Origin of the sequence: Paenarthrobacter sp. YIM B13468 (assembly GCF_042788025.1) — a bacterium.
GTDB classification, from domain to species: Bacteria; Actinomycetota; Actinomycetes; order Actinomycetales; family Micrococcaceae; genus Arthrobacter; species Arthrobacter aromaticivorans.
On the sequence record NZ_JBHZPI010000002.1, the window covers coordinates 244,763 to 269,142 of the forward strand.

The 24,380-nt window shown below is 61.8% G+C and carries 20 protein-coding genes; 18 read left to right on the forward strand and 2 right to left on the reverse strand.

All coding sequences use genetic code 11. From position 1 onward, the window contains the following. Positions 1 to 3: 3 nt before the first annotated feature. Together rimI and tsaD are read left to right on the forward strand one after the other, a co-directional pair. Positions 4 to 507 (forward strand): ribosomal protein S18-alanine N-acetyltransferase, encoded by a 504-nt coding sequence (gene rimI, locus ACFX4T_RS03180; protein WP_216925129.1) that lies wholly within the window; start codon positions 4 to 6, stop codon positions 505 to 507. Beyond that, positions 504 to 1,646, forward strand: coding sequence for a tRNA (adenosine(37)-N6)-threonylcarbamoyltransferase complex transferase subunit TsaD (gene tsaD / locus ACFX4T_RS03185; RefSeq protein ID WP_377650754.1), 1,143 nt, complete (start codon positions 504 to 506; stop codon positions 1,644 to 1,646). The genes rimI and tsaD overlap by 4 nt, the downstream gene beginning before the upstream one ends. A gap of 10 nt (positions 1,647 to 1,656) precedes the next feature. On the opposite strand, the gene ACFX4T_RS03190 is transcribed toward tsaD, so the two are convergent. Further along, positions 1,657 to 2,808 (reverse strand): glutamate--cysteine ligase, encoded by a 1,152-nt coding sequence (locus ACFX4T_RS03190; protein WP_216925131.1) that lies wholly within the window; start codon positions 2,806 to 2,808, stop codon positions 1,657 to 1,659. Positions 2,809 to 2,994: 186 nt separating this feature from the next. Between ACFX4T_RS03190 and ACFX4T_RS03195 the strand changes: the two genes are divergently transcribed. The 3 genes from ACFX4T_RS03195 to ACFX4T_RS03205 are packed head-to-tail and all read left to right on the forward strand — an operon-like array spanning position 2,995 to position 5,154. Then, positions 2,995 to 4,134, forward strand: coding sequence for a GTP-binding protein (locus ACFX4T_RS03195; protein ID WP_377650755.1), 1,140 nt, complete (start codon positions 2,995 to 2,997; stop codon positions 4,132 to 4,134). Positions 4,135 to 4,179: 45 nt separating this feature from the next. Then, on the forward strand, positions 4,180 to 4,302 hold the full coding sequence (gene ykgO / locus ACFX4T_RS03200) for a type B 50S ribosomal protein L36 (protein WP_011775528.1): 123 nt from the start codon (positions 4,180 to 4,182) through the stop codon (positions 4,300 to 4,302). Positions 4,303 to 4,341: 39 nt separating this feature from the next. Continuing rightward, positions 4,342 to 5,154 carry a shikimate 5-dehydrogenase gene (locus tag ACFX4T_RS03205; RefSeq protein ID WP_223946524.1) on the forward strand — a complete coding sequence of 271 codons (813 nt, stop codon included), beginning with the start codon at positions 4,342 to 4,344 and terminating at the stop codon, positions 5,152 to 5,154. Positions 5,155 to 5,160: 6 nt separating this feature from the next. Here ACFX4T_RS03205 and ACFX4T_RS03210 read toward each other — a convergent pair whose 3' ends face one another. Continuing rightward, positions 5,161 to 6,387 carry an SAM-dependent methyltransferase gene (locus tag ACFX4T_RS03210; protein WP_377650756.1) on the reverse strand — a complete coding sequence of 409 codons (1,227 nt, stop codon included), beginning with the start codon at positions 6,385 to 6,387 and terminating at the stop codon, positions 5,161 to 5,163. Positions 6,388 to 6,454: 67 nt separating this feature from the next. On the opposite strand from ACFX4T_RS03210, the gene ACFX4T_RS03215 reads away from it, so the two are divergent. From ACFX4T_RS03215 to ACFX4T_RS03275, 13 genes are all read left to right on the forward strand, one after another. Beyond that, a complete protein-coding gene (locus ACFX4T_RS03215) occupies positions 6,455 to 6,883 on the forward strand; it encodes a hypothetical protein (RefSeq protein ID WP_223946522.1) in 429 nt (142 codons plus the stop codon). A gap of 191 nt (positions 6,884 to 7,074) precedes the next feature. Next, positions 7,075 to 7,371 carry a co-chaperone GroES gene (gene groES / locus ACFX4T_RS03220; protein ID WP_011775524.1) on the forward strand — a complete coding sequence of 99 codons (297 nt, stop codon included), beginning with the start codon at positions 7,075 to 7,077 and terminating at the stop codon, positions 7,369 to 7,371. 84 nt (positions 7,372 to 7,455) lie between these two features. Continuing rightward, on the forward strand, positions 7,456 to 9,069 hold the full coding sequence (gene groL / locus ACFX4T_RS03225) for a chaperonin GroEL (protein WP_377650757.1): 1,614 nt from the start codon (positions 7,456 to 7,458) through the stop codon (positions 9,067 to 9,069). Positions 9,070 to 9,379: 310 nt separating this feature from the next. Continuing rightward, positions 9,380 to 11,068 carry a LuxR C-terminal-related transcriptional regulator gene (locus ACFX4T_RS03230; protein ID WP_377650758.1) on the forward strand — a complete coding sequence of 563 codons (1,689 nt, stop codon included), beginning with the start codon at positions 9,380 to 9,382 and terminating at the stop codon, positions 11,066 to 11,068. A gap of 168 nt (positions 11,069 to 11,236) precedes the next feature. Further along, positions 11,237 to 11,563 (forward strand): hypothetical protein, encoded by a 327-nt coding sequence (locus ACFX4T_RS03235; RefSeq protein ID WP_216925137.1) that lies wholly within the window; start codon positions 11,237 to 11,239, stop codon positions 11,561 to 11,563. 35 nt (positions 11,564 to 11,598) lie between these two features. Then, on the forward strand, positions 11,599 to 12,708 hold the full coding sequence (locus ACFX4T_RS03240) for a flavin-containing monooxygenase (RefSeq protein WP_377650759.1): 1,110 nt from the start codon (positions 11,599 to 11,601) through the stop codon (positions 12,706 to 12,708). A 147-nt stretch (positions 12,709 to 12,855) separates the two neighbouring features. Continuing rightward, entirely contained in the window at positions 12,856 to 14,958 is a 2,103-nt protein-coding gene (locus tag ACFX4T_RS03245) for an acyltransferase family protein (RefSeq protein WP_223949328.1), read from the forward strand. Next, positions 14,955 to 17,042 carry an acyltransferase family protein gene (locus ACFX4T_RS03250; protein WP_377650760.1) on the forward strand — a complete coding sequence of 696 codons (2,088 nt, stop codon included), beginning with the start codon at positions 14,955 to 14,957 and terminating at the stop codon, positions 17,040 to 17,042. The genes ACFX4T_RS03245 and ACFX4T_RS03250 overlap by 4 nt, the downstream gene beginning before the upstream one ends. Positions 17,043 to 17,306: 264 nt before the next feature. Continuing rightward, entirely contained in the window at positions 17,307 to 18,818 is a 1,512-nt protein-coding gene (guaB, locus tag ACFX4T_RS03255) for an IMP dehydrogenase (RefSeq protein WP_216925140.1), read from the forward strand. Between the two features lie 89 nt (positions 18,819 to 18,907). Then, complete coding sequence (locus ACFX4T_RS03260; protein ID WP_377650761.1) at positions 18,908 to 20,797, forward strand: ABC transporter ATP-binding protein; 1,890 nt, start codon at positions 18,908 to 18,910, stop codon at positions 20,795 to 20,797. Positions 20,798 to 20,849: 52 nt separating this feature from the next. Beyond that, a complete protein-coding gene (locus tag ACFX4T_RS03265) occupies positions 20,850 to 21,986 on the forward strand; it encodes a GuaB3 family IMP dehydrogenase-related protein (protein ID WP_216925142.1) in 1,137 nt (378 codons plus the stop codon). Positions 21,987 to 22,058: 72 nt separating this feature from the next. Further along, positions 22,059 to 23,813 (forward strand): glycerol-3-phosphate dehydrogenase/oxidase, encoded by a 1,755-nt coding sequence (locus ACFX4T_RS03270; protein ID WP_216925143.1) that lies wholly within the window; start codon positions 22,059 to 22,061, stop codon positions 23,811 to 23,813. Between the two features lie 47 nt (positions 23,814 to 23,860). Continuing rightward, positions 23,861 to 24,349, forward strand: a complete 489-nt coding sequence (locus ACFX4T_RS03275; RefSeq protein WP_216925144.1) for a PTS sugar transporter subunit IIA — start codon at positions 23,861 to 23,863, stop codon at positions 24,347 to 24,349. Positions 24,350 to 24,380 lie beyond the last annotated feature (31 nt).

Below are 24,380 nucleotides of genomic sequence, written 5' to 3' on the forward strand. Positions count from 1 at the left end.
ACGATGAAACTTTCACCCAAACTTGAGCTCGCAGGAGTTTCGCTGCGGGACATGACCGAGGCTGACGTCCCGGCCGTGGAAGCCTTGGAACGTCGACTGTTCCCCGTGGATGCCTGGCCCTTGCAGATGTTCTTCGACGAGTTGTCCCAGCCCGAAACACGCCGCTATGTGGTGGCCGAGGTTGAGGGCCAGATCGTGGCATACGCCGGCTTGATGTGCATCGAGCCGATCGCGGACGTCCAGACGATCGCCGTCGTTCCCGAATTTGAAGGCAAAGGCATTGGTTCGGCCATCCTGACCGAACTGATTGAAGAGGCCCGGCGGCGTCGCGCGGCGGACGTCCTCCTGGAGGTGCGCGCGGACAACCCCCGTGCACAGCAGTTGTATCTTCGCTTCGGATTCGAACAGATCCACGTCCGTCCCCGGTACTACCGGGATGGGACGGACGCGTTGATCATGCGCCTGCCCCTCACCGAGCCACATTCCACAGAAGGAGCCAACGCGTGAGCGGCCCTTATCCCGAACAGCCGAAGCAGCCTTTGGTGCTGGGCATCGAATCGTCCTGCGACGAAACCGGCGTCGGAATCGTGCGCGGTACAACGCTGCTGACCAACACGGTGTCTTCCTCCATGGACGAGCACGTGCGCTTTGGCGGCGTCATCCCCGAGATCGCTTCGCGCGCCCATCTGGATGCCTTTGTCCCCACGCTCCAGGAAGCGCTGCATGAGGCGGGAGTGACCCTGGAGGACGTCGATGCCATTGCTGTCACCTCCGGCCCCGGCCTGGCGGGCGCCCTAATGGTTGGAGTCTGCGCCGCGAAGGCACTGTCCGTCGCTACGGGCAAGCCGCTCTACGCGATCAATCACCTCGTAGCGCATGTTGGCGTGGGGCTGCTGGATTCAAAGCCCGACGCCGGTGCTGCCGCCGGCCAGTTGCCGCAGAACCTCGGTGCCGGCCAGTTGCCACAGAATCTCGGTGCACTTCTGGTTTCCGGTGGGCACACGGAGATCCTGCGTATCCGCAGCATCACAGATGACGTGGAACTCCTGGGGTCCACCATCGATGACGCCGCCGGTGAAGCCTACGACAAAGTTGCCCGGATTCTGGGCCTTGGCTACCCGGGTGGTCCAGCCATCGACAAACTCGCACGCCAGGGCAATCCCAAGTCCATCCGCTTTCCGCGCGGCCTCACGCAGCCCAAATACATGGGCACCGCGGAGGAAAAGGGACCGCACCGCTACGACTGGTCCTTCAGCGGCCTGAAAACCGCGGTGGCCAGATGCGTGGAGCAATTCGAAGCCCGCGGTGAGGAAGTACCTATAGCTGATATCGCCGCGGCATTCCAGGAAGCCGTGGTGGACGTCATCAGTTCAAAGGCGGTCCTGGCCTGCAAGGAGCACGGGATTACTGACGTGCTCCTTGGTGGAGGCGTTGCCGCCAACTCGCGGCTGCGTGAATTGACCGGTCAACGGTGCGTGTCTGCGGGCATCAAGCTGCACGTGCCGCCGCTGGATCTCTGCACGGACAACGGTGCCATGGTGGCAGCCCTTGGTGCTCAACTGATCATGGCCGGAATCGGGCCCAGCGGAATAGCGTTCGCGCCGGATTCCTCCATGCCCGTTACTACGGTGTCGGTGGCTGCGTAGCTCCACTCAATTATGCGTCTGGGCCTTTGCGCATTTGTTGCACGAGGTCCATGACCACTGCTTGCAGGTCCCCGTTGTGTTCGGCGGCCACGCGGCGCTGGCGTTGGTAGCTGGCGCCGCGTTCGATGATCTTCATGACGTCGGCCAGTTCTTGAGAGCATCCGAGCTTGGCTGCCACGGGTTCCAAGCGGGCGACGGTTTCTGCGAGGTGCTCGGTGACCAACTGCTCGTTGCCCTTGGCATCCAGGATGATGATGGCTTCCATGCCATAGCGGGCGGCTCGCCACTTGTTTTCCTGGACGTGCCAAGGCGGCATGGTGGGGATGCTGCCGCCGGCGTCGAGGATGGAGGAGAACTCGTCCACGAGACACTGCGTCAGTGCGGCGATCGCGCCCACTTCCTCAAGGGTGGCGAGGCCATCGCAGATGCGCATCTCGATAGTGCCCAGGTTGGAAACAGGCCGGATGTCCCAGCGGATTTCAGAGATGGCGTCGATGACACCCGTGGTGAACATGTCCTGGACGTAGGACTCGTATGCTTCCCAGGTTTCGAACTGGAACGGCAGGCCAGCGGTGGGGAGCTGTTGGAACATGAGGGCCCGCTGGGATGCGTAGCCGGTTTCTTCGCCGGCCCAGAAGGGGCTGGAAGCGGACAGTGCCTGGAAGTGCGGGAAGTAGTTGACCAGGCCGTCCAGAATGGGGAGTACTTTGTCCCGGCGATCGATGCCCACGTGGACGTGGACACCATAGATGACCATTTGGCGTCCCCACCATTGGGTCCGCTCGATCAGCTTGGCGTAGCGCTCCTTGTCGGTGACCGGCTGAAGCAGGGGAGGGCTGAAGGGATGGCTGCCTGCGCAGAACACCTCCACTCCCATGGGGTCGGTGACTTCGCGGACAGCGGCGAGGGAGCGGCTGAGGTCCTCTTTGGCTTCCTTGACCGTTTCGCAGATTCCGGTAACGAGTTCCACCGTGTTCAGGAGCAGTTCGCGCTTGATGTGGGGGTGTTCGTCGTCTTCGTTGAGGTCCGGATGGTTCGCGGCGACACCCTTGAGGACGTCGTTCGCGACTGAGACCAGTTCTCCGGTGCGTGCATTGACGAGCGCCAACTCCCATTCCACACCCAGTGTCGATTGCCTGGATGGCGCAAACTCAATCTGCACGTAGTCCCCTCGTTGCTTGTTTCTGCTGGACTTTCTGCTGGACGCAACCCGCTGCGGGGCCGTCAGCGGTCGGCTCAAGTCTAGTGCAGCCGGAGCATGGCTGATTGCGGACAGGTTGAAGTTAAGCGTCGTGACACCCGCCACTGTTAATTGCTAATGAGAATGATTTGCATCTATAATCTTTCCATGCACCTCACCGTTGTCAGCTCTCTGGACAGTCAGTGCCGCGAAGCGGCCACCGCCCGGCTTGGCCGAACCCACACGAACTCCGTCGTAGTCCTTCACGACCTCCTGGATGGTTCCTTGGTCATGCGGCGCGTATACAGGGGAGGTCAGTTGTTTGAGCGTGAAACAACCGTTCTGGAACACGGTTGCCTCAGCTGTACGGTCAAGCTGGATGTTGTGCCGACGGCGGAACGCCTCGCCGCGTGCGGGTTCGATCACGTGGTTTTGGGCCTACCCCCTGGCGTCGCAGCAGGGATGGCAGTCGCAGAACTCCGGCGCGGCCTCAGCCAGCCAGCCGTCATGGACAACGCCATCCTGGCTCTGGACCCTGTGGATCTTGACGATCACATCTGGGACCGTCACACCCTTTTTGAATCCGGCTTCACATCGATGCCGGAGGATGACCGGACTAGCGGCGAGTTCCTGATCGGCGAGTTCGGGCACGTTGACACTGTCATGTTGCATCCCGGCCTCGGGGCAGAATTGTCCGGCAATCCCCGCCTGGGATCCGAAGAATGGGTCACTGGCGTGGAGCTGCTGGGCCAGCTCGCACCACACGCCGCAGCAATCGGTGCAGACGATGACTTCAGGTCAGGCTGCTTCGACGACGCCGAAGCAGCCGCACGTACCAGGCCCGGCGTCGTGCGTCTGCCCTTGGACGATGAGACCGGTTCCTTCCGGACAGTCCTCCATAAAGCGGGGCGGCCGCTGCACCCTGGCCGTTTCCGTGACGCTCTTCCCCAACTCGCGGCCGGAACCCACTGGCTCCGCGGACGTTTGTGGATCGCCTCGGCTGCCAAGACGCGGATTGCGGTACAGGGAATTGGTCCCCGTGTGTGGCTTGAGAGCACCGGGACCTGGCTGGCGGACGCACCCACCGCAGGCCGCAACACGAAGGTGGGATCCGACGTCGACGCCGTCCTGGACTGGCACCCGAACTATGGCGACCGCGGAACGGTCCTGGCCATTACCGGACGCTCCGAGGACATCGACCCCCAGGAAATCCGCGCCCTCCTGGAGGGCTGCCAATTGACCGAGGCCGAGATGGAACTCGACTTTGGTATCTGGGAGGACCCCCTGGAACTCAGTGAAGCCCTCTAACCCAGCCACCCGAAAGCCCATCCACTAACAAGAAGGAGAAGAAACATGAAGGTCAGGAACTCACTGCGTGCCCTCAAGAAGATTCCGGGCGCACAGATAGTCCGTCGGCGTGGGCGCACGTTCGTCATCAACAAGAACAACCCGCGCATGAAGGCCCGCCAGGGCTAACCGCGCGGCAGCGAAAAGAGGCCGTTGTTTAATGGGTGAATGCCAATCCTGAACAAAGACATGTCCCTGTGCATTTCGCTCGCGGCCCGGCCCAGCAACATCGGGACCCGGTTCCACAATTATTTGTACGACCTGCTCGGACTGAACTTTGTCTACAAGGCATTCGCCCCGGCGGACATCACTCTTGCAGTGGCTGGCATCCGCGGCCTCCCCATCAGGGGAGCCGCGGTGTCCATGCCCTACAAGGAAGCTGTCATCCCGCTTGTGGACGTGATGGATCCTTCGGCCAAGGCCATCGATTCGGTCAACACGATTGTCAACAACGACGGCGTCCTGACCGCGTACAACACCGACTACATCGCCATCGCCCGGCTCCTGAAAGACCACAAGGTTCCCAACAGCCACACAGTGCTGCTGCGCGGAGCCGGAGGAATGGCGAAAGCGGTGGCCGCAGCTCTCCGCGATGCAGGCTTTACGTCCGTGACCATCGTTGCCCGTAACGAAACCACGGGCCGTGCGCTCGCGGACCTTTACGGTTTCGGCTGGCAGGACGACGTCAATGGATCAACAGCGGACCTCATCATCAATGTCACGCCCCTGGGCATGGCTGGTGCGGACGAAAGGGCACAGTCTTTTGACGACGCCACCATTGCCGCCGCGAAGATAGTGTTCGACGTCGTCGCCCTCCCCTCGGAGACGCCGCTCATCACGGCTGCCCGTCAAGCAGGCAAGCCGGTGATCACCGGAGCCGAAGTTATCGCGATCCAGGCTGAAGAACAATTCGTCCTGTACACGGGCGTCCGCCCGAGCGCTGACCAGGTCCGCGAAGCCTCGGAGTTCTCCCGCCGCTGACGGAGCCTAGAACGTCACGGGCTCCACAACTACGGCCACTCTTTCCTCGCCAATCCTGGTGAGGACCAGGGTGGCCGTCTTTGCATGCTTGGTGTCGCGCTTGGATGGAAGGAGTTGTTTCCGCAGTTCCTCCGGAGTGACTGCCGTGCCGCGCTTCTTGATATCCAGCACCGTGATGCCGTTCGCTTTGACCCAGGCTTTGAGCGCCTTCACGTTGTAAGGCATTACTTCCAGCACCTTGTATGCGCGGGCAAAGGGCGAGTCGTGGAGTTCCGGGGCGCAGATGTAGGCGATATGTTCATCAACCAAGTGCCCGCCAAAACGTTCTGCGACGTCGGCCACCAGGCCTGCGCGGATGACCGCACCGTCCGGTTCGTAGAGGAACCCTTCAACCGGCCCGACGGCGGCTACCGGGCCGCCGTCGAAATCCTCGCCGCTGGTGAGTTCAGCAGCGCCCTGGGAGCCGATGACAAGTGCCGCGCGCCGTACCCCGGGCCGGGCCACCGCATTGAACCATAGGGTGACCTCAGTGACATCGCCGCCTACGGAGACCCACTGCGCTTCGCAGTTCGCCGGAACCGAGTCGTGTGGCATCCCGGGACCCATCTTGACGCCCACCGCCCGGCCGCCCGCAGCCAGCCCTTCAACGAACGACAACGGGGGAGAGAACGCTTCCGGATCCCAAATCCTCTTGGTCCCGGACGTAGAGGTTGTGCGTCGTGCGGGATCCAGCCACACGCCGTCGATGCCATCCAGGTCAACTGATGTGGCGTCGGAATGCACCACTGTGGCGTGCGGGAAGGGCATGAGGTTGATGGTGGCGCAGGCGGCAGTGGTTTCATCCATTTCCACGGCGGTCACGGCAATATCCATCGATGCCAAGGCCATGGAGTCCGCTCCGAGGCCGCAGCCGAGGTCGGCTACGTGGGAGATGCCGGCCTTGGCAAAACGCTCGGCGTGCCGGGCTGCCACGTTGAGGCGGGTTGCCTGCTCAAGTCCGGCCTGGGTGAACAGCATCTGCCGGGCGAACTCGCCGAACTTGGCCTCGGCGCGGGTCCGGAGGCGGGACTGCGTCAATACCGCAGCCACGAGTTCGGGGGAGTGGCCTGCTTTCCGGAGTTCGGCGTTAACGCTGAACGAATCGGCTTCGCGGTACGGCCCCAGCGAGGCAAGAAGTTCCCATCCTTCAGTGGTCAGCAAGGGTGCGATCTGTTCCTGCGGTGCGTGAGACATGGGATCAAGCCTAACGGCGCGCGCCCTGACGCCGTGAGTTGGGAATCGGCCCGATAGGGTTGTTTTCATGGAAGACAACGCAGCTCCGCAGCCCTCCGATACGAACAACCCGGGCGGGAACCACTCCGCTGGCCCAGGAGCTCCAGAGCATTCCTCCGGCCGATCCCTTGTGGCGTTTGCCCGTCCTGCCTTGATCGCAGGGGCCGTGATCGCTGTAATCTGCATCGGCCTGCTGATCGTGATCTTCGCCTTGGACTCTTTCAACGCAGCGGCATACTCCGTCACAGGCAAGAGCGTGAATGACGCTACGGATGAAGCCCGCGATATCCGTGACCTCTACAGCGGGGCCCGCATTGGCGGGATTATCGCCTTGGTAATTTCCGGCGTCGTGGCCCTGGCGGCCGCCGTCGTGCTGTATTTGAACCGCGGATCGGCTCCCACAGATGAGGATGACGACGGCGAAGACTACGATCTGGATGACCTCACCGGCCGGTAGCGGGAGTTCACCTAGGACGAAATTCTGGCACTCGCCTTGACCGAGTGCTAACGCTTACATAGAGTCTTGTTAGCACTCTCCCCCGGAGGGTGCTAATCACGCCAGGCGTCCACCGGCACCGCGACGACGGTTGCACGCTACGGCACCCTAGTTCTTAGTCCATGAATCAGCTCATGAAAAGGAGAGTCCGAGTGTCGGTCTCGATTAAGCCTCTTGAGGATCGTATTGTTGTTCGCCCGCTCGAAGCAGAGCAGACCACGGCTTCCGGCCTGGTAATTCCGGACTCCGCACAGGAGAAGCCGCAGGAAGGCGAAGTTGTTGCAATCGGCCCCGGCCGCTTCGATGACAACGGCAACCGCGTGCCGGTTGACGTAGCTGTTGGCGACGTCGTTATCTACTCCAAGTACGGTGGAACCGAAGTCAAGACCGGCGGCAACGAGTACCTCGTTCTGTCCGCCCGCGACGTCCTTGCGATCGTCGTAAAGTAACTTCCTGGAGCCCCGCACCGCAGCCGCGTTGGAATCATTCCGACCCTCTGCGGTGCGGGTTTTCTGTCTTGAAAGGACACAACCATGGCAAAGCAGCTTGCTTTTAACGATGCTGCCCGCCGGTCTCTTGAGGCCGGTATCGACAAGCTCGCCAACACTGTCAAGGTGACGCTTGGCCCGCGCGGCCGCAACGTCGTGCTGGACAAGAAGTGGGGCGCTCCCACGATCACCAACGATGGCGTGACGATCGCCCGCGAAGTTGAGCTTGACGACCCCTACGAGAACCTTGGTGCCCAGCTGGCCAAGGAAGTAGCCACCAAGACCAACGACGTCGCTGGCGACGGCACCACCACCGCTACGGTGCTGGCGCAGGCGCTGGTCAAGGAAGGCCTGCGCAATGTTGCTGCTGGTGCCGCTCCTGGCGAGATCAAGCGTGGCATCGAGGTTTCCATTGAAGCCATCGCAGCCCGCCTCCTGGAGAACGCAAGCGAAGTGCAGGGCACCCAGGTGGCCAACGTTGCCGCTATTTCCGCACAGAGCGACGAAATTGGCGAACTGCTGGCCGAGGCGTTTGGCAAGGTCGGCAAAGATGGCGTCATCACCATCGAAGAATCCTCCACCACCCAGACCGAACTCGTCCTCACCGAAGGCATGCAGTTCGACAAGGGCTACCTTTCCCCGTACTTCGTCACTGACGCAGAACGCCAGGAAGCTGTCCTCGAAGACGCCTTGATCCTGATCAACCAAGGCAAGATCTCCTCCCTGCAGGAATTCCTGCCGTTGCTGGAGAAGGCGCTGCAGGCCTCCAAGCCGCTGTTCATCATCGCCGAGGACATCGAAGGCGAAGCCCTGTCCACGCTGATCGTCAACCGCATCCGCGGCACGCTGAACGTTGTAGCTGTCAAGGCTCCGGGCTTCGGCGACCGCCGCAAGGCCATGCTCCAGGACATCGCGACGCTGACGGGCGCACAGGTTGTTTCTCCTGACCTTGGCCTGTCGCTGGACACTGTTGGCCTCGAGGTACTGGGTACGGCACGCCGCATCACGGTCACCAAGGACAACACCACCATCGTTGATGGCGCCGGAACCGAGCAGGACGTTGCCGACCGCGTGGCCCAGCTGCGCGCCGAGCTCACCCGCACGGACTCCGACTGGGACCGCGAGAAACTGCAGGAGCGCCTTGCCAAGCTGGCTGGCGGCATCGGCGTTATCAAGGTTGGCGCAGCCACCGAGGTGGAACTGAAGGAAAAGAAGCACCGCATCGAGGACGCCGTTTCCTCCACGCGTGCAGCCCTTGAAGAAGGCATCGTTTCCGGTGGCGGTTCCGCCCTCATCCACGCCCTCAAGGCACTGGACGAGTCCCCGGCCGTCAAGGCCCTGGAAGGCGACGCAGCAGCAGCTGTTGGCATCGTCCGCCGTGCCTTGATCCAGCCGCTGCGCTGGATCGCCCAGAACGCTGGCTTCGACGGCTTCGTCGTCGTCTCCAGGGTCTCCGAACTCGAAGCCAACCACGGCTTCAACGCCAAGTCCGGTGAGTACGAGGACCTGATCGCCGCCGGCGTGATCGACCCCGTCAAGGTCACCCGCTCCGCACTCCGCAACGCCGCTTCCATCGCTGCCCTGGTTCTTACCACCGAGACCCTGGTTGCCGAAAAGCCGGCTGAGGAAGAAGACGCACACGCAGGCCACCAGCACTAACAGCCTGTTCGAAAAAGCCCTGGTCGCTCGTGGCCAGGGCTTTTTTCTGCCCTCTTGGGCTGCCCGAGCGCCGGCTTTCAGTGTCCGCTTGTGGCGTCCTGACCTTCTTTGAGCCCCGGCCGGCCGCCATGCAACCGAAAATGGGTGAAAACAGGGCTTCCAGACTTCAAAGATGGTCAGGGAACCACACTGCTCGCCAAGGATGCGTGGACCCATTGTGGGCTTACGACGGCGGCGGTACCCTGACGCTAATACGGCCGCTTGGGGTGCGCCAACCGGGTTGCTCCCGGTCGCAGAGTGGGTGTGGACTATGCCGGTTACAGCCTTGGATCTGGGACGCTCGGCGTTCTCCGAGCACCGCTGGGGCGATGCACTTGACTGCCTTGCGCGGGCAGACGCCGAGGGCGGATTGCCACCCCAGGACATTGAAGTCGCGGCCTCCGTGGCAATGCTGTTGGGCAAGGACTCCGAAGGCGTTGCCTACCTGACACGGGCGCACGACGAATACCTCACTGTAGGAGACATGGCTGCCGCCGCCCGTTGCGCAGCGTGGCTGGTGCTGTTCCTCATGGACCTCGGAGAACCGTCCCGCAGCTCGGGCTGGATGTCCCGGGCAAAACATCTAGTGGAAGAACTGGACGAGCCCACCGAAGCTGAAGGCTATCTCCTGATTCCGTCGGCGCTCGGAGCGTTGTACGGGGGAAATCCTGAAGCAAGCAACGAGCTCTTTGGCCGCGCCCTGGCTGTGGGGGAGCGGTTCCACGATAAGGACCTCATGGCCCTTGGACAGCTGGGTCTGGGCACCGCCAGCATCACCCTTGGATTCCCGGACAAAGGCTTGGAGATTCTGGACGAAGTCATGGTTTCCGTGACGGCAGGGGAAGTGTCGCCCATCCCTTCGGGCATCATCTACTGCGCCGTCATCGGCAGCTGCCGCCTTGCCTTCGATGTCCAGCGAGCCCATGAATGGACCGCAGCGTTGCAACGTTGGTGCGGGGATCGTCCGGACATGGTGATGTTCAGTGGGCAGTGCCAGTCCCACAGGGCAGAGCTGTTCATCCTCCATGGCGCTTGGGATGACGCCATGGCTGCCGTCCACATTGCCCAGGACCGTTCGCGCCGCGGCGATCCGGAAGCGGCCTGGGGTGCGTGGTATCTGCAGGGCGAGATCCTGCGTCTGAAGGGCCGGTTTCATGAGGCCAGCGAGGCGTATGCCAAGGCCGCAGAGACCGGCTTCGAAGCCCTCCCCGGGCTCGCGCTGGTACTGGCAGGCCAGCAAAAAGTGTCCCAAGCCCAAGCAATGTTGCGCCGTGCGATGTCAGGCTCGGACCCCGCCAACCGACGGCGACTGCTTCCCGCCGTCGTCGACGTCGAGCTTGCCGCTGGTGATCTTAAGGCGGCAAGGGCGGCGGTTGACGAGCTGGCGGCCCCGGTCCCGGAAACGGGCAGGCCCCTGGAACGGGCACTTGCGGCGCAGGCAGAAGCCCAGGTCCTGCTCGCAGAGGGCAATGCGGCCGCAGCACTTGTGGCCTCCAGAAAGGCATGGCGGCTCTGGTACAGCCTCGAGGCACCTTATGGTGCCGCCACATGCAGGGTGCTGACGGGTCGCGCGTGTTCGGACCTGGGAGACCCCGACTCCGCCGCCATGGAATTCGAAGCTGCTATGGCCGAGTTCGCTGAACTTGAGGCAGCGCCAGCCGTCACTGAAGTGCTGGCGCTAAGTGCGGGAACCGGCATGGTGGGAGGTGCCAGGAATGGTTCCACGCGCACTGCCGGTGACCTGACCGCCCGTGACCTGACCGCCCGTGACCTGACCGCCCGTGAACTGGAAGTCCTGCGGCTTGTCGCCGATGGAAAAGCCAACAAGTCCATTGCCCGGGAACTGTTCCTGAGCGAAAAGACCGTCGCCCGCCATGTCAGCAACATCCTCAGCAAACTTTCCTTGCCATCCAGGGTTGCTGCGACCAGATACGCCTTTGAACACCATTTAGCCCACTGATGCTCTCTCACATCCCACAGCTTTTCCCCCGATCTTCACTCACATACCGCTGGGTTTTCCCGAACGCTCTCTCACTTCCCGGAATGCGCATAAATACCCATGCCCATTCCAGCAGGATGCGTCATTTGGCCGACGCGGTAGAGGGCGCCGGACTCATAGCTTGGGCTTATGAACATTCCACTGCTCGCCGGCTCCGTATCCACCGTGCTCTTTGCATCCAGCATGCTGCCCATGTTGTTCAAGGCAGTCCGCACCAAGGACCTGGCCTCCTACAGTTTGAGCAATATCACCCTGACCAACATCGCCAATGCCGTGCACTCCTTTTACGTCTTCGACCTTCCGGCGGGGCCAGTGTGGCTGCTGCACAGCTTCTACGTGGTGACGTCGGCACTGATGTTGGTGTGGTGCCTGCGATACCGGAAGGCTCCCGCTGAAACTCCAGCAACGCGGGGTCACTTAAGGCCCATGCCAGCCGCTGCGATGGGCCGTAAGTGACCCCGCGTTGGATCAGAAACGAGAAAGGAAAAGCCATGAAAAATGCTAGTGACCCACAGTTCGATACCGTGATCGTGGGCGGTGGCCAGGCCGGCTTGGCCCTCGGCTACTGGCTGGCCAAAGGGCACCACAACTTCGTCATCCTTGACGAGAACGCCAGGACCGGCGATTCGTGGCGCCAACGGTGGGATTCGCTTCGTCTCTTCACACCGGCCAAGTACGACGGTTTGCCGGGCGCGCCTTTCCCGGGCGACCGCCTGGCGTTCCCCCATAAGGATGAGTTGGCGGACTACCTCGAAGAATATGCACGGCGGTTCAGTCTTCCCGTGGTTCACGGAGTCCATGTCGATGAAGTGACGCAACAGGGTGATCGCTTTCTTGTGAGCTCCGGTGATCGGTCCTGGACCGCCAACAACGTAGTGGTTGCGACCGGTGGATATCGCCTGCCCAAGCGTCCGGCATTCGCGAATGAGCTGGATCCCGGCATCGTGCAGCTTCACTCGCAGGAATACAAGAACCCCGGGCAACTCCAACCTGGACCAGTGCTCGTGGTCGGGCTCGGCAATTCCGGCGCGGAGATTGCCCTTGAAGCCAGCCGGACCCACACCACGTTGCTGGCCGGCAAAGCCAGTGGCGAAATCCCCGTTCGCCATGGACGCGCTGCAGCCCGGTTTGTCCTGCCTGTGATCCGGTTCGCAGGCCTTCACATCCTGACCCTTAACACGCCGGTTGGCCGGAAAGTGGCGCCGGCATTCAAGATGATGGCGGCACCTTTGATCCGAACGCGGACTAAGGAACTGCGTGACGCGAAGGTGGAACTGCTGCCAAGGATAACCAGCGTAAAGCAAGGTAAACCGTTGCTGGAAGAGGGCCGGACCTTGGACGTGGCGAACGTCATCTGGTGTACCGGATATCGGGTGGACTACTCGTGGCTGAAGCTCCCTTACCAAGACGGAGAGGGGACGCCGGCCCACAAAAGGGGAGTCGTGGAATCTGTTCCTGGACTCTATTTCCTCGGCCAGGAGTTCCTGTTCGCGGCCGTCTCGGCAACCCTTCCAGGAGTTGGTCGCGACGCCCGTTACCTGGCTCGCCGCATCACAGCCGACCGGCAGCTGACGGCTGAGCGTCGGCCGGCCCTGACCTAGTTTCCGGGCGTCCAAACACACGTGCCTTGGCACAGGCAACGCACAGTTTCATCTTTGCAAATGCATAGTCCAACCTGAGCTAATAGACACTCGTAAGGCGGTTCCGCAGGCCGGCCCGACTGGGGCCGGCGCCTGGAACAGCGTATGATGGATGCTTTGTGCAATAGCCTTGAGGAACTGCCTAACGTGACTACATCAACGATCCGACCGCCCGCCCGTCCCAACAGGCGGGCTACCGGTCCCGTTGTAAAGTCCACCTTCCGACCCGAAATCCAGGGCCTCCGCTCCCTCGCTGTCCTCATGGTGGTGAGCTACCACATCTGGATTGGGCGGGTCTCAGGCGGGGTAGATGTCTTCCTGCTGATCTCGGCATTCCTCATGACTCTTCAGTTCACCAGCCGCTTCAAACAGCGGCGTCCGATGGACTTGCTGCGGCACTGGCTGCACTTGTTCAGGCGTCTGCTCCCGGCAGTCGTGGTTGTACTCTTCGGAACACTGGCTGCTACTTTTGCGTTCCTGCCTGCCACCCGCTGGGTGGAAGTGGTCAATCAGGCTTGGGCCTCACTTTTCTATTACGAGAATTGGCTCCTGCAGACTCTTGCGGTCAACTACTACGCAACAGATCACAGCCTGGCCAGTCCTGTACAGCACTTCTGGTCGCTTTCCATCCAAGCCCAGGTATTCATTCTCTGGCCGGTGATCTTCGCCGTGATGGCGGTCATCTGCCGCAAATTCGATCTCCGGTACCGGGCTTCGCTCGCGTACGTTTTTGCGCTCATCTTCGTCGTTTCCCTGACGTACTCCATCATCTTTACGGCGAACAACCAGGCGGTGGCTTACTTCGACACCTTCGCCCGGCTATGGGAATTCGCCCTCGGAACACTCGTTGCCTTGATCTTGCCTGCCTTGGACTTTTCCAAACCTGTCCGCGTGGCAATGGGATGGATCGGCGTTGCCGCCATGCTCAGCTGCGGCATCCTGCTGCAGGTCCAGACCGCGTTCCCCGGCTTTGTTGCGCTCTGGCCAACCCTGGCTGCCGTTGCAGTGATCGCAGCGGGACAGACTGGTAGCCGCTTCGGCGTGGATCGGATCCTGAGCTCCAAATTCCTGGTTCGGCTTGGCGATAATTCCTATGCCCTCTATCTCTGGCACTGGCCCATCCTGGTGATCGCCTTGGCTTGGAGCGGCAAGGATCATGCGGGTTGGCTTTCCGGCACGGCGATTGTGGCGTTGGCACTGATCCTGGCGTTCCTGACCACGAAGTATGTGGAGAAGCCATTCCGCGAGTGGAAGTGGCCCGAGGTGAAGCGTCGCCGCGCAGCCATCTCGATCGCAGTGTGCCTGGCCGTGGCATGCACCCCGTTGCTCGGCTTCCAGTACAAGCAGTATCTGGACCAGAAGGCCGCTGATACGCAGGCATTCAACGACAACCCGGGAGCGCATGCCCTCCTGCCCGGGTACGTGGACCAAGTCAGCCAGGATGCGAAGACGCTCCCCACCGCAGAGCAACTACCTGAGGACTGGGCCCACCTTGGTGGGACGTGCGAGGGAGCGTCCCAGCCCGAAGACAAGACGCTGCAGGAGAACTGCCAGCAGAACGACGTGGGCGACGACGCCACCAAGAGCATTGTGGTCCTGGGTGATTCGCACGCCCAGCAATGGCTTGCGGCGCTCGGTCCCCTCGCTGAGGCTCAGCACTGGAAGGTTACGGCCCTCCTTTTGGGCGGATGCCCCTTCATGCCGGAGAACCCGGACGCTGACAAGCACTGCAATGATTTCAACTCGGCGGCTTTCAAGTACGTGGCAGCCCACACCCCGGATTCCGTGTTCATGGTGGGCACCAAGGCGGCTCCGTCGTCACCGGATGAGGAGTTGGTATACGGCTTTGAACAGTCGGTCACCAACTTCAACGACCTCGGCATCCAAGTGGTGGCCATCCGGGACAACCCACGCTACGACCACAACGTCACCGAATGTGCACTGTCCAAGGGCGTGGACAGCCCTGACTGCAAGTCTGACCTGCATGACGTCCTGGCCGCAGAGAGCCCCTTCGCCTCTGTGCAGGGAAAGTTTGGAAATGCAGCATTCCTGGATATGACAGATCTCCTCTGCAATGGTGTCCAATGCCCCAGCGTCATAGGAAATGTGTTCGTCTACCTGGACGACAACCACTTGTCCAAGACCTACGTCACCAGCATGGGTGAGATGTTCGATGAAAGGTGGTTTGCCGCGACGGGGTGGGAGCGATGAGCGAGAACGTGAAAGCAGCTGCACCTTTGGGTGGCAATTCCACCACAGCCAAGCCCACGACGCCGGAACGCACCTTCCGCCCCGAGGTCCAGGGCCTGCGGGCCTTGGCGGTGTTGATGGTAGCGGCTTACCACATTTGGCTGGGCCGGGTGTCCGGTGGCGTCGACGTCTTTTTGCTCATCTCGGCTTTCCTGATGACGCTGTCCTTTACACGGAAGCTCGAAAACCATAAGCCCCTGAGGCTCGTGCAACACTGGCTCCACGTGTTCAAGCGGCTGCTGCCCGCCGTCGTCGTTGTCTTGTTGGCGGTTCTGACCGCAACGTGGGCTTTTGTCCCGCAGAGCCGGTGGCCGGATGTGCTCGCCGAGGCCTGGGCCTCCCTGCTGTACCGGCAGAACTGGCAGCTTGCGGACTCTGCCGTTGATTACTATGCACAGGACCACTCCGGAGCGAGTCCCCTTCAACACTTTTGGTCCCTGTCCGTCCAGGGCCAGGTCTTTATCCTGTGGCCGCTGATTTTCGCGGCGGTGGCCCTGCTGCAGCCACAACTGGCAAAGTTGTTCCCGCGCCGTAAGGTCATGGAACACCGGCAGCTGCTGTTCATGGCGTTCGGCCTGGTCTTTGTGGCCTCGCTGATCTATTCCATCGACCAGACGGCCAACAACCAGGCCTATGCCTATTTCGATACCCGGACAAGGCTGTGGGAATTTGCGCTGGGTTCCCTGCTGGCGCTGGCTCTCCCGTACCTCAAACCGGGACGGCGGCTTCGGGTCTTCCTGGGTTGGGCAGGGCTGGCCGCCATGCTCTCGTGTGGCTTGATCCTGACGGTGGACCGTTCCTTCCCGGGATTCGTTGCCCTCTGGCCCACGCTCGCGGCAGCGGCCGTTATTGTCGCCGGCCAGAGCAACAGCCGGTTTGGTGCGGACCGCGTGCTCAGCTCAAAGCCCCTGGTCCTGGTGGGCAACAATTCCTATGCCTTGTACTTGTGGCACTGGCCTGTGCTTGTGTTCTTCCTGCTCGTCACGGAGACCGCAAGCCCCAACCTCCTGGAGGGCCTGGGCATCATGGCGGTATCCATGGTGTTGGCCGTGGCCACCACACGGTATGTCGAGGTGCCGATGCGCCGCTGGCAGTGGCCGGACGCACGGTCCTGGCGGGCCGCCGTGGTCGTTGTTTCCTGCGGTGCGCTGCTGGCGCTGCCGATGACCGCCTGGCAGGGTGCCATCGCCGCCGAAAGCGTCGCGATTGCGGATCAGCCAAAGGAACTGACGCCCGGTGCTGCAGCGCTGTCGCCTGAGTTCGCGGGCCAAGCGACTCCTAAGGCAATGATCATTCCCGCACCTTCCGCCATGAAGGATGAATGGGCGGACATCGATGGCCTGTGTACTGGCGCGAACGTCCCGTCAGATCCTTTGCTGCAGGGTTGTCTCCAGAATGCTGAACCGGAAGTAGTGACCAAGAGGATCGTGGTCCTGGGCGATTCCCATGCCCAGCAGTACATGGCCGCCCTGGGCCCCATAGCCAAGGAGCATGGTTGGGAAGTGGTGACCCTGTTGAAGGGGAACTGCCGGTTCGGTGCCGACTCTCCTGAACGCACCAGCGACTGCAACGACTTCAACAAGGCAAGTGCCGCTTACGTCATGGAGCACAAACCCGATGCAGTGTTCACTGTGGCGTCACTGACTCATGTCACGGCCCCTTTCGAGACCGAAGTGCCCGGCTATTTGGAAGGGATCAAGCCCTTCACGGATGCAGGAATCGACGTCGTAGGTGTCCGTGACAACCCGCGGTTCAGCATCAATATGCCCGAGTGCGTGCAAAAGAAGGGGCCCGATTCGCCCGACTGTAACCCTCCTTTGGAAGATTCCCTGGCTGCATCCTCGCCCTTGGACGATTACGCGGGCAAGGTGGATCGTTTGTACCTGATGGACATGAGCGACTTCATCTGCGAGCGGGGCACGTGTCCGGCCGTGGTGGGCAATGTGTACGTCTACAAGGACGACAACCACCTCACCAAGACCTATGTACAGAGCATGATCCCGATGTTCGAGGAGCGGCTCCTCGCCGCGACGGGGTGGTCCTGAGCGCTAGCCTCGCCACCCTCAGGAGCATGGAACGCACGACGTCGGCCTGCCGCCAGTGCTATTGCTCACAGTCAGGCGTCGCGGAATATGGCGATCGCCGCGAAGGTTCTACTATTTATTCAATACCCGAAGCACCTTCGCCTTGCAGTACTTCATGCATAGGCCCGTATTTTATGCACAGGCCAGTCCCGTAATGACGGGCTGGTCATCAGTTGCAACCCCTACCAGTTATAGCCCCCAGAACCCAGGTAAGAGGCCGCACTCATGACCCAGCCCGAACACGATCCCTTTGGCTTTGTAGGCCTGACGTACGACGACGTCCTGCTCCTCCCCGGACACACCGATGTCATCCCCTCTGATGCAGACACGTCCTCACGCATTTCCAAGCGAATCACGGTGCAGACGCCGTTGCTGTCCGCTGCCATGGACACCGTCACGGAGTCCCGCATGGCAATCGCCATGGCCCGCCAGGGTGGCCTGGGCGTAGTGCACCGAAACCTTTCCATCGATGACCAGGCTGAGCATGTGGACCGCGTCAAGCGCAGCGAATCCGGCATGATCACCAACCCGCTGACCATTGGCCCGCAGGCCACGCTGCAGGAACTGGACGAGCTCTGCTCCCGTTACCGCGTTTCCGGCCTTCCCGTTGTGGACACTGACGGGCGGCTTCTGGGCATCGTCACCAACCGCGACACCCGGTTCATTCCGGAATCTGAATTCCCGCTGCGAAGCGTCAGCGATGCCATGACCAAGATGCCGCTCATCACCGGCCATGTGGGCATCAGCCGCGAGGAAGCCTCGCACAAGCTGGCCACCAACAAGATCGAGAAGCTCCCTCTCGTTGACGAGCAGGGCCGCCTCAAGGGCCTCATCACCACCAAGGACTTCACCAAGGCAGAGCAGTACCCGCTGGCCACCAAGGACGATGAGGGCCGACTGCGTGTAGGTGCTGCCATCGGCTTCTTCGGCGACGGTTGGGAGCGCGCCATGAAGCTCATCGACGCCGGGGTGGACGCACTTTTTGTAGACACCGCCAACGGTCACTCCCAGGGCGTGCTGGACATGATCCGGCGCCTGAAGTCGGACCCGATTGCTGCCCACGTGGACATCATTGGTGGCCAGGCTGCTACGCGTGAAGGTGCCCAGGCCCTGATTGACGCCGGTGCCGATGGCATCAAGGTCGGTGTGGGCCCAGGCTCCATCTGCACCACCCGTGTCGTAGCCGGTGTCGGCGTTCCCCAGATCACGGCCATCTACGAATCCGCGAAGGCTGCCATTCCGGCGGGCGTGCCGCTGATTGCCGACGGCGGCCTCCAGTACTCCGGTGACATCGGCAAGGCACTGGTGGCCGGTGCCGACACCGTCATGCTCGGCTCGTTGCTGGCTGGTTGTGAAGAGTCTCCCGGCGAGCTCATCTTCGTCAACGGCAAGCAGTTCAAGAGCTACCGCGGCATGGGCTCCCTGGGCGCCATGCAGTCGCGTGGAAAGAACACGTCCTACTCCAAGGACCGCTATTTCCAGGCCGACGTCTCCGGTGATGACAAGCTCATCCCGGAAGGCATCGAAGGCCGCGTCGCGTTCCGTGGTCCGCTGGCATCCGTGGCGTACCAGTTGGTGGGCGGCCTCCGCCAGACCATGTTCTACACCGGCGCTCCCACGATTCCCGAGCTCAAGGCACGCGGCAAGTTCGTCCGGATCACGCCTGCCGGCCTGAAGGAATCGCACCCGCACGATATCCAGATGACGGTGGAGGCACCCAACTACGGTTCCCGCTGACCACTACTGTTCCCCGTGGACTTGTCCGCGGGGAACAGCTGTTTAAGGGCCGCACCGGAAATGTCTGTGGGTAGGAATAGGCTGGGGACATGTCCGAAAAGCCCGCACAACCGCGGCACCCGGAGTCAGTCCGGCTGAACCCAGTCCAACCCGGCAAAGCGCCCCGCAAGCTGGCCCTCCGGCCGTACGCACGCGCCGTCGGGCAGGTCCTGAAGGTGAGTTTCAAGGCTTCACCGGTTGCAGTCATCATGAAAGTGGCTGGCTCCCTGATTTCGGCCACGCTGCCGCTGGTAACCACCTACTTTGCCGCGTTGACCACCACGGCGCTGGCCGCCGGTTACGCGGGAGATCCCGACGCCGGTCCACGGGCAATTCTGTACGTCATCATTACTGCGGCGCTGGGACTGTTCTGGGGCGCCTTCAGCAGCGTGGACCGGTACATCCAGCAGCTGATGAGCTTCAAAGTGGGCGCGATCGTCGGCGACATGATGTATGAGCGCTTCCTTGCCTTGGAGTTCTGGCGTTATGACGACAAAGAAACGGTGGACCTCTACGATCGCGCCAAGCGGTTCTCCGATTCCTATGCTCGGGTCCTGGACAGGATCGCGGCCATCTTTACGCAGTTGGTTTCAGTCATCCTGGCAGTCGGTGCGCTGTTGTTGGTCAGTTGGTGGATCGCCGTCATCGTCCTTATCGCCATCGTCCCGAGCGTCTACCTTCAGTTCAAACTCTCAAGAGAGCAAATAGCCCATTGGAATACCCAGGTGGATTCCCGGCGGCAACGGCGAATGATTGAGACGAACCTCCTGCGGCCCCAGCACATTGCCGAGATGCGGCTCTACGGAATCGTGGGCTATTTGATGGACCTGCGGTCCCGGCTTCGGGACGCTGACGAGCGCAGGCGGCTGGACTTCCAGAAACGTTACATTCCCAAGCAACTCGCGGCGGACGCCCTGCAGTATGGGGCCGAAGTTGTGTCCTTGATTTGGGTGGTGGGACAAATCATCGCCAGGGCGCAGCCGGTAGGGCAGTTCCTTTACATCCAACAGATCGTCAGCCGGGCTCTGTCCACCGCCAACAACCTGGTCTCGTCATTGAGTTCCATCGACGAAGACCTGGCCAACCTCAAAGACTACGAGCTGTTCATGGCGCTTCCCGTGCCCAGCGGCCACGAGCCTCCGTTGGCAAAGTCGCCTTCCGTAGTGGAAATGCGGGACATCCGGTTCAGCTACACGGGGAGTGACATTGAGGTTATCAAGGGCATATCGCTGACCATCAGGGCAGGCCAGCACATTGCCATAGTTGGCGAGAATGGCGCAGGAAAATCCACGCTGATCCGGATCCTGGCCGGTCTGTACCGGCCGGATTCAGGCCAAGTACTGCTCGACGGCGTCGATCTCACCGGTATCGACGTCACCAGTTGGCACCGGCACCTCGCGGTCCTGAGCCAGGAGTTCCTGAAGTATGAATTCGCCACTGCGGCGGAGAACATCTACCTGGGCGATGTCGATCAACCCCGGGACGAGCAACGCATCCGAAGGTCAGCATCAGACGCCGAGGCCATGGAGTTCATCAACAAGCTGCCCAATGGCCTGGAAAACCATGTGAGCAATTGGATGGAGGATCCCCGCGGGCGCAAGGGGAGTGGCCTCTCCGGCGGGCAATGGCAGCGACTCGCCATGGCCCGGAACTTCTACCGGGATGCCTCCTTCATGGTCATGGACGAACCGACGTCGGCCATTGATGCTTTGGCTGAGCATCGGATCTTCACCCGGCTTTTCGCGGACCGGAACAGCACCATCATTGCCATCAGCCACCGGCTTGCCACCATCGAAAAGGCAGATGTTGTGTACATGCTCGAGGATGGGCGTATTGCCGAACAGGGGACCCACAAGGAGCTTGTGGCCTTGAGGGGCCGCTACTTCCGGATGTTCGAATCCCAGCTCACCGTGGAGGAGACCAGCCAGAACACCCCGTAAGAGCAGGTCGGAACAAAACGGTGGCTTGGTTTTGGTGGGATAAACTCGAGCAGTGACTTATGAGATTGAGATTGGCCGTGGCAAGCGTGGGCGTCGTGCCTACTCCCTGGATGACATCGCGATCGTTCCGAATCGTCGGACGCGTGACCCGAAGGACGTCTCTGTCTCCTGGCAGATCGACGCCTATAAGTTCGATATGCCGGTGATTGCTGCCCCCATGGACTCTGTGATGTCCCCGGACACGGCCATTGCCTTGGGCCGTTTGGGTGGTCTTGGCGTCCTGGACCTTGAAGGCCTCTGGACCCGGTACGAAAACCCACAGAAGGTGCTCGACGAAATCGCCGGACTGGCCAACGAAACCAGCAGCCCGGCCGTCACGCGCCGGATGCAGGATCTGTACCAGGCGCCCATCCAGCCAGAGCTCATCAGCTCCCGCCTGGCCGAGATCCGCGCCGCAGGCGTCACCGTTGCCGGCTCCTTGACCCCGCAGCGCACCCAGGAACACTACAAGACCGTGGTGGCCGCCGGCGTCGATATCTTCGTCATTCGTGGAACCACAGTCTCCGCGGAGCACGTGTCCAGGAATCACGAGCCGCTGAACCTTAAGCAGTTCATCTACGAACTCGATGTCCCTGTGATCGTTGGTGGAGCGGCTGGTTACACACCGGCCCTGCACCTCATGCGCACGGGTGCCGCAGGCGTCCTGGTTGGTTTCGGCGGAGGTGCTACCACCACCACGCGCCGTGCGCTGGGCATTCATTCGCCCATGGCATCGGCCATTTCAGACGTCACTGCGGCCCGCCGCGACTACATGGATGAGTCCGGTGGGCGTTATGTCCATGTCATTGCCGACGGCGGCATGGGCAGCTCGGGAGACATCGTCAAGGCCATCGCGATGGGCGCGGACGCAGTTATGCTGGGCAGCGCCCTGGCACGCGCCGAAGAAGCTCCGGGCCGCGGCTGGCACTGGGGTCCGGAAGCCCACCACCTCGAATCACCCCGTGGCGACCGCGTCAACGTCGGTACAGTTGGTCCCCTGGAGGAAGTCCTCTTCGGGCCCGGGCACCACACTGACGGCACCTCCAACCTCATTGGCGCACTGCGCCGGTCCATGGCGACCACAGGGTACTCCGACCTCAAGGAGTTCCAGCGCGTGGACGTCGTAGTATCCCCATACTCGGGCAACTAGGACTTCTGCCAATCGGACCTGGCAACAAGTAGGGTAGGGGACTACCAGCTGTTGCGTTTGAGGAGGGGTCCGATGAGCAATGTCGCAGGCGGTCCGCAGGTGAATTCTCCGGGAGCATTAAGCCCGGAATCCCGTGCCGCATCCATTGAAGTCCTGAAAGCCACAGCCGAAGCCGGCAAACAGCTGGACATCCTGATTGTCGGCGGAGGCGTGGTGGGGGCTGGAGCAGCCCTGGATGCGGTGACCCGCGGCCTTACAGTCGGCATCGTCGAGGCGCGGGACTGGGCCTCGGGTACATCGTCGCGCTCGTCCAAGCTCATCCACGGCGGCCTCCGGTACCTTGAAATGCTTGATTTCGGACTGGTCCAGGAGGCTCTGCAGGAACGCGGGTTGCTGATCCAGCAGATCGCACCCCATCTTGTACGTCCTGTCCCTTTCCTCTACCCGTTGACCCGTAGGTTCTGGGAGCGCCCCTATGTGGGCGCGGGCATCATGCTTTACGACACATTGGGCCTCACTTCCGGGCACAGCCGCGGGGTCCCCATGCACAAGCACCTCTTCCGGCGTGGCACCCTCAGGGCCGCCCCCAGCCTCAAGGACGATGCCTTCGTTGGTTCCATCCGCTACTACGATGCCCAAGTGGACGACGCCCGTTTGGTGGTCAACGTTGTGCGGACCGCAGCCCATTATGGTGCCCATGCTGTGAACAGGGTGCGTGTGGTGGACTTCCTCCGGGAAGGCGAACGCGTGGTGGGCGCCAAGCTGGAAAACCAGGAAGACGGCAGCGTCTTTGAAGTGCGTGCCAAGCAGGTAGTCAATGCCACGGGAGTCTGGACGGACGAAACCCAGGCCATGGTTACGGACCGGGGACAGCTCAAAGTCAGGGCATCCAAGGGCATCCACCTCGTGGTACCGCGGGACAGGTTCCAATCCACCGTTGGGCTGATCCTGCGCACGGAGAAGTCGGTGCTCTTCGTGATCCCCTGGGGCCGCCACTGGATCATCGGGACTACGGACACGGACTGGAAACTGGATAAGGCCCACCCCGCCGCGTCCAGCAAGGATATTGATTACGTCCTGGAGCACGTCAACAAGGTCCTGAAGCGGCCCCTGACCCGTGAGGACGTAGAAGGCGTTTACGCAGGACTCCGCCCGCTTCTGGCAGGCGAAAACGACTCCACCGCCAAACTCTCCCGTGAACATGTGGTGGCTCATCCGGTGCCAGGCCTGGTTGTGGTGGCCGGCGGTAAGTTCACCACCTACCGCGTCATGGCCAAGGATGCCGTTGATGAGGCCACCCGGGCGATGGATGAACGCGTTCCCTCCAGCTGTACCGAAACGATCCCATTGCTCGGTGCCGAGGGGTTCAAAGCCGCCTGGAACCGCCGCGCCCGCTCCGCGCAAGAAGCCGGCGTCCACGTTGCGCGCGTGGAACACCTGCTCAACCGCTACGGGTCCATGGCCTCTGAAGTGCTTGATCTCATCGCTGCGCAGCCCGGGCTCGGGGAGCCGCTTCCCGGGGCTGACGATTATCTTGCCGCGGAGGTGGTCTACGCCACCACCCATGAGGGCGCCCGTCATGTTCACGACGTTTTGACGCGCCGCACCCGGATCTCGATCGAAGCGTGGGACCGGGGTGTGTCAGCAGTGCCCGTAGTGGCTAAGCTGATGGGAGAAATCCTTGGCTGGAGCGAAACGCAGCGGGAAAGCGAAATCAAGCACTATCTGGCACGGGTGGAAGCTGAGCGGTTGAGCCAGCAACAACCCGATGACGAATCAGCTGACGCCGCGCGCATGGGAGTCGATGACATCGTTCCCCTTCGCTGAGCAACACAGGACCTGCGGCCGGGAGGCCACACTGGAGGGAACACGACTTGGCTGAACCACTTGACCGGTATGACGCGGAACTGACTACGCCGGACACCGTCATCTTGGAACTCGTTGCCGAGGACAAAATCGACGCTGCGGCTCAACTTGCCGAGCGGCTTCATGCGGCTGGCCGGATCTCCAACCTCCAGGGCTTCCTGGAGCAAGTTCATTCCAGGGAACACCAGCTGGCTACGGGGCTTCCCGGCGGCATAGGACTGCCGCATGCGCGGAGTGAGTTCGTGGACCGGATTTCCATCGCCGTGGGCGTCACCAAGTTCGGCCACGCCCTGGATTTTGGTGCCACCGATGGCCCAGCCACGCTGATCCTGCTCATTGCCACGCCAGCCAGTTCTTTCTCGGACCATTTGGAAGTCCTGGCCACTTTGGCCCGTTCGCTCTCCAAAGAGTCATTCCGGGAGTCCCTGCGCCGGGCGCACGATACCGAGGTCATTTCCGAACTCATCAACTCCAGCCTGGTGTTCTTCGACCACTGAGATTGGCGCCCAAGGACCAGTTCCTGGGCTT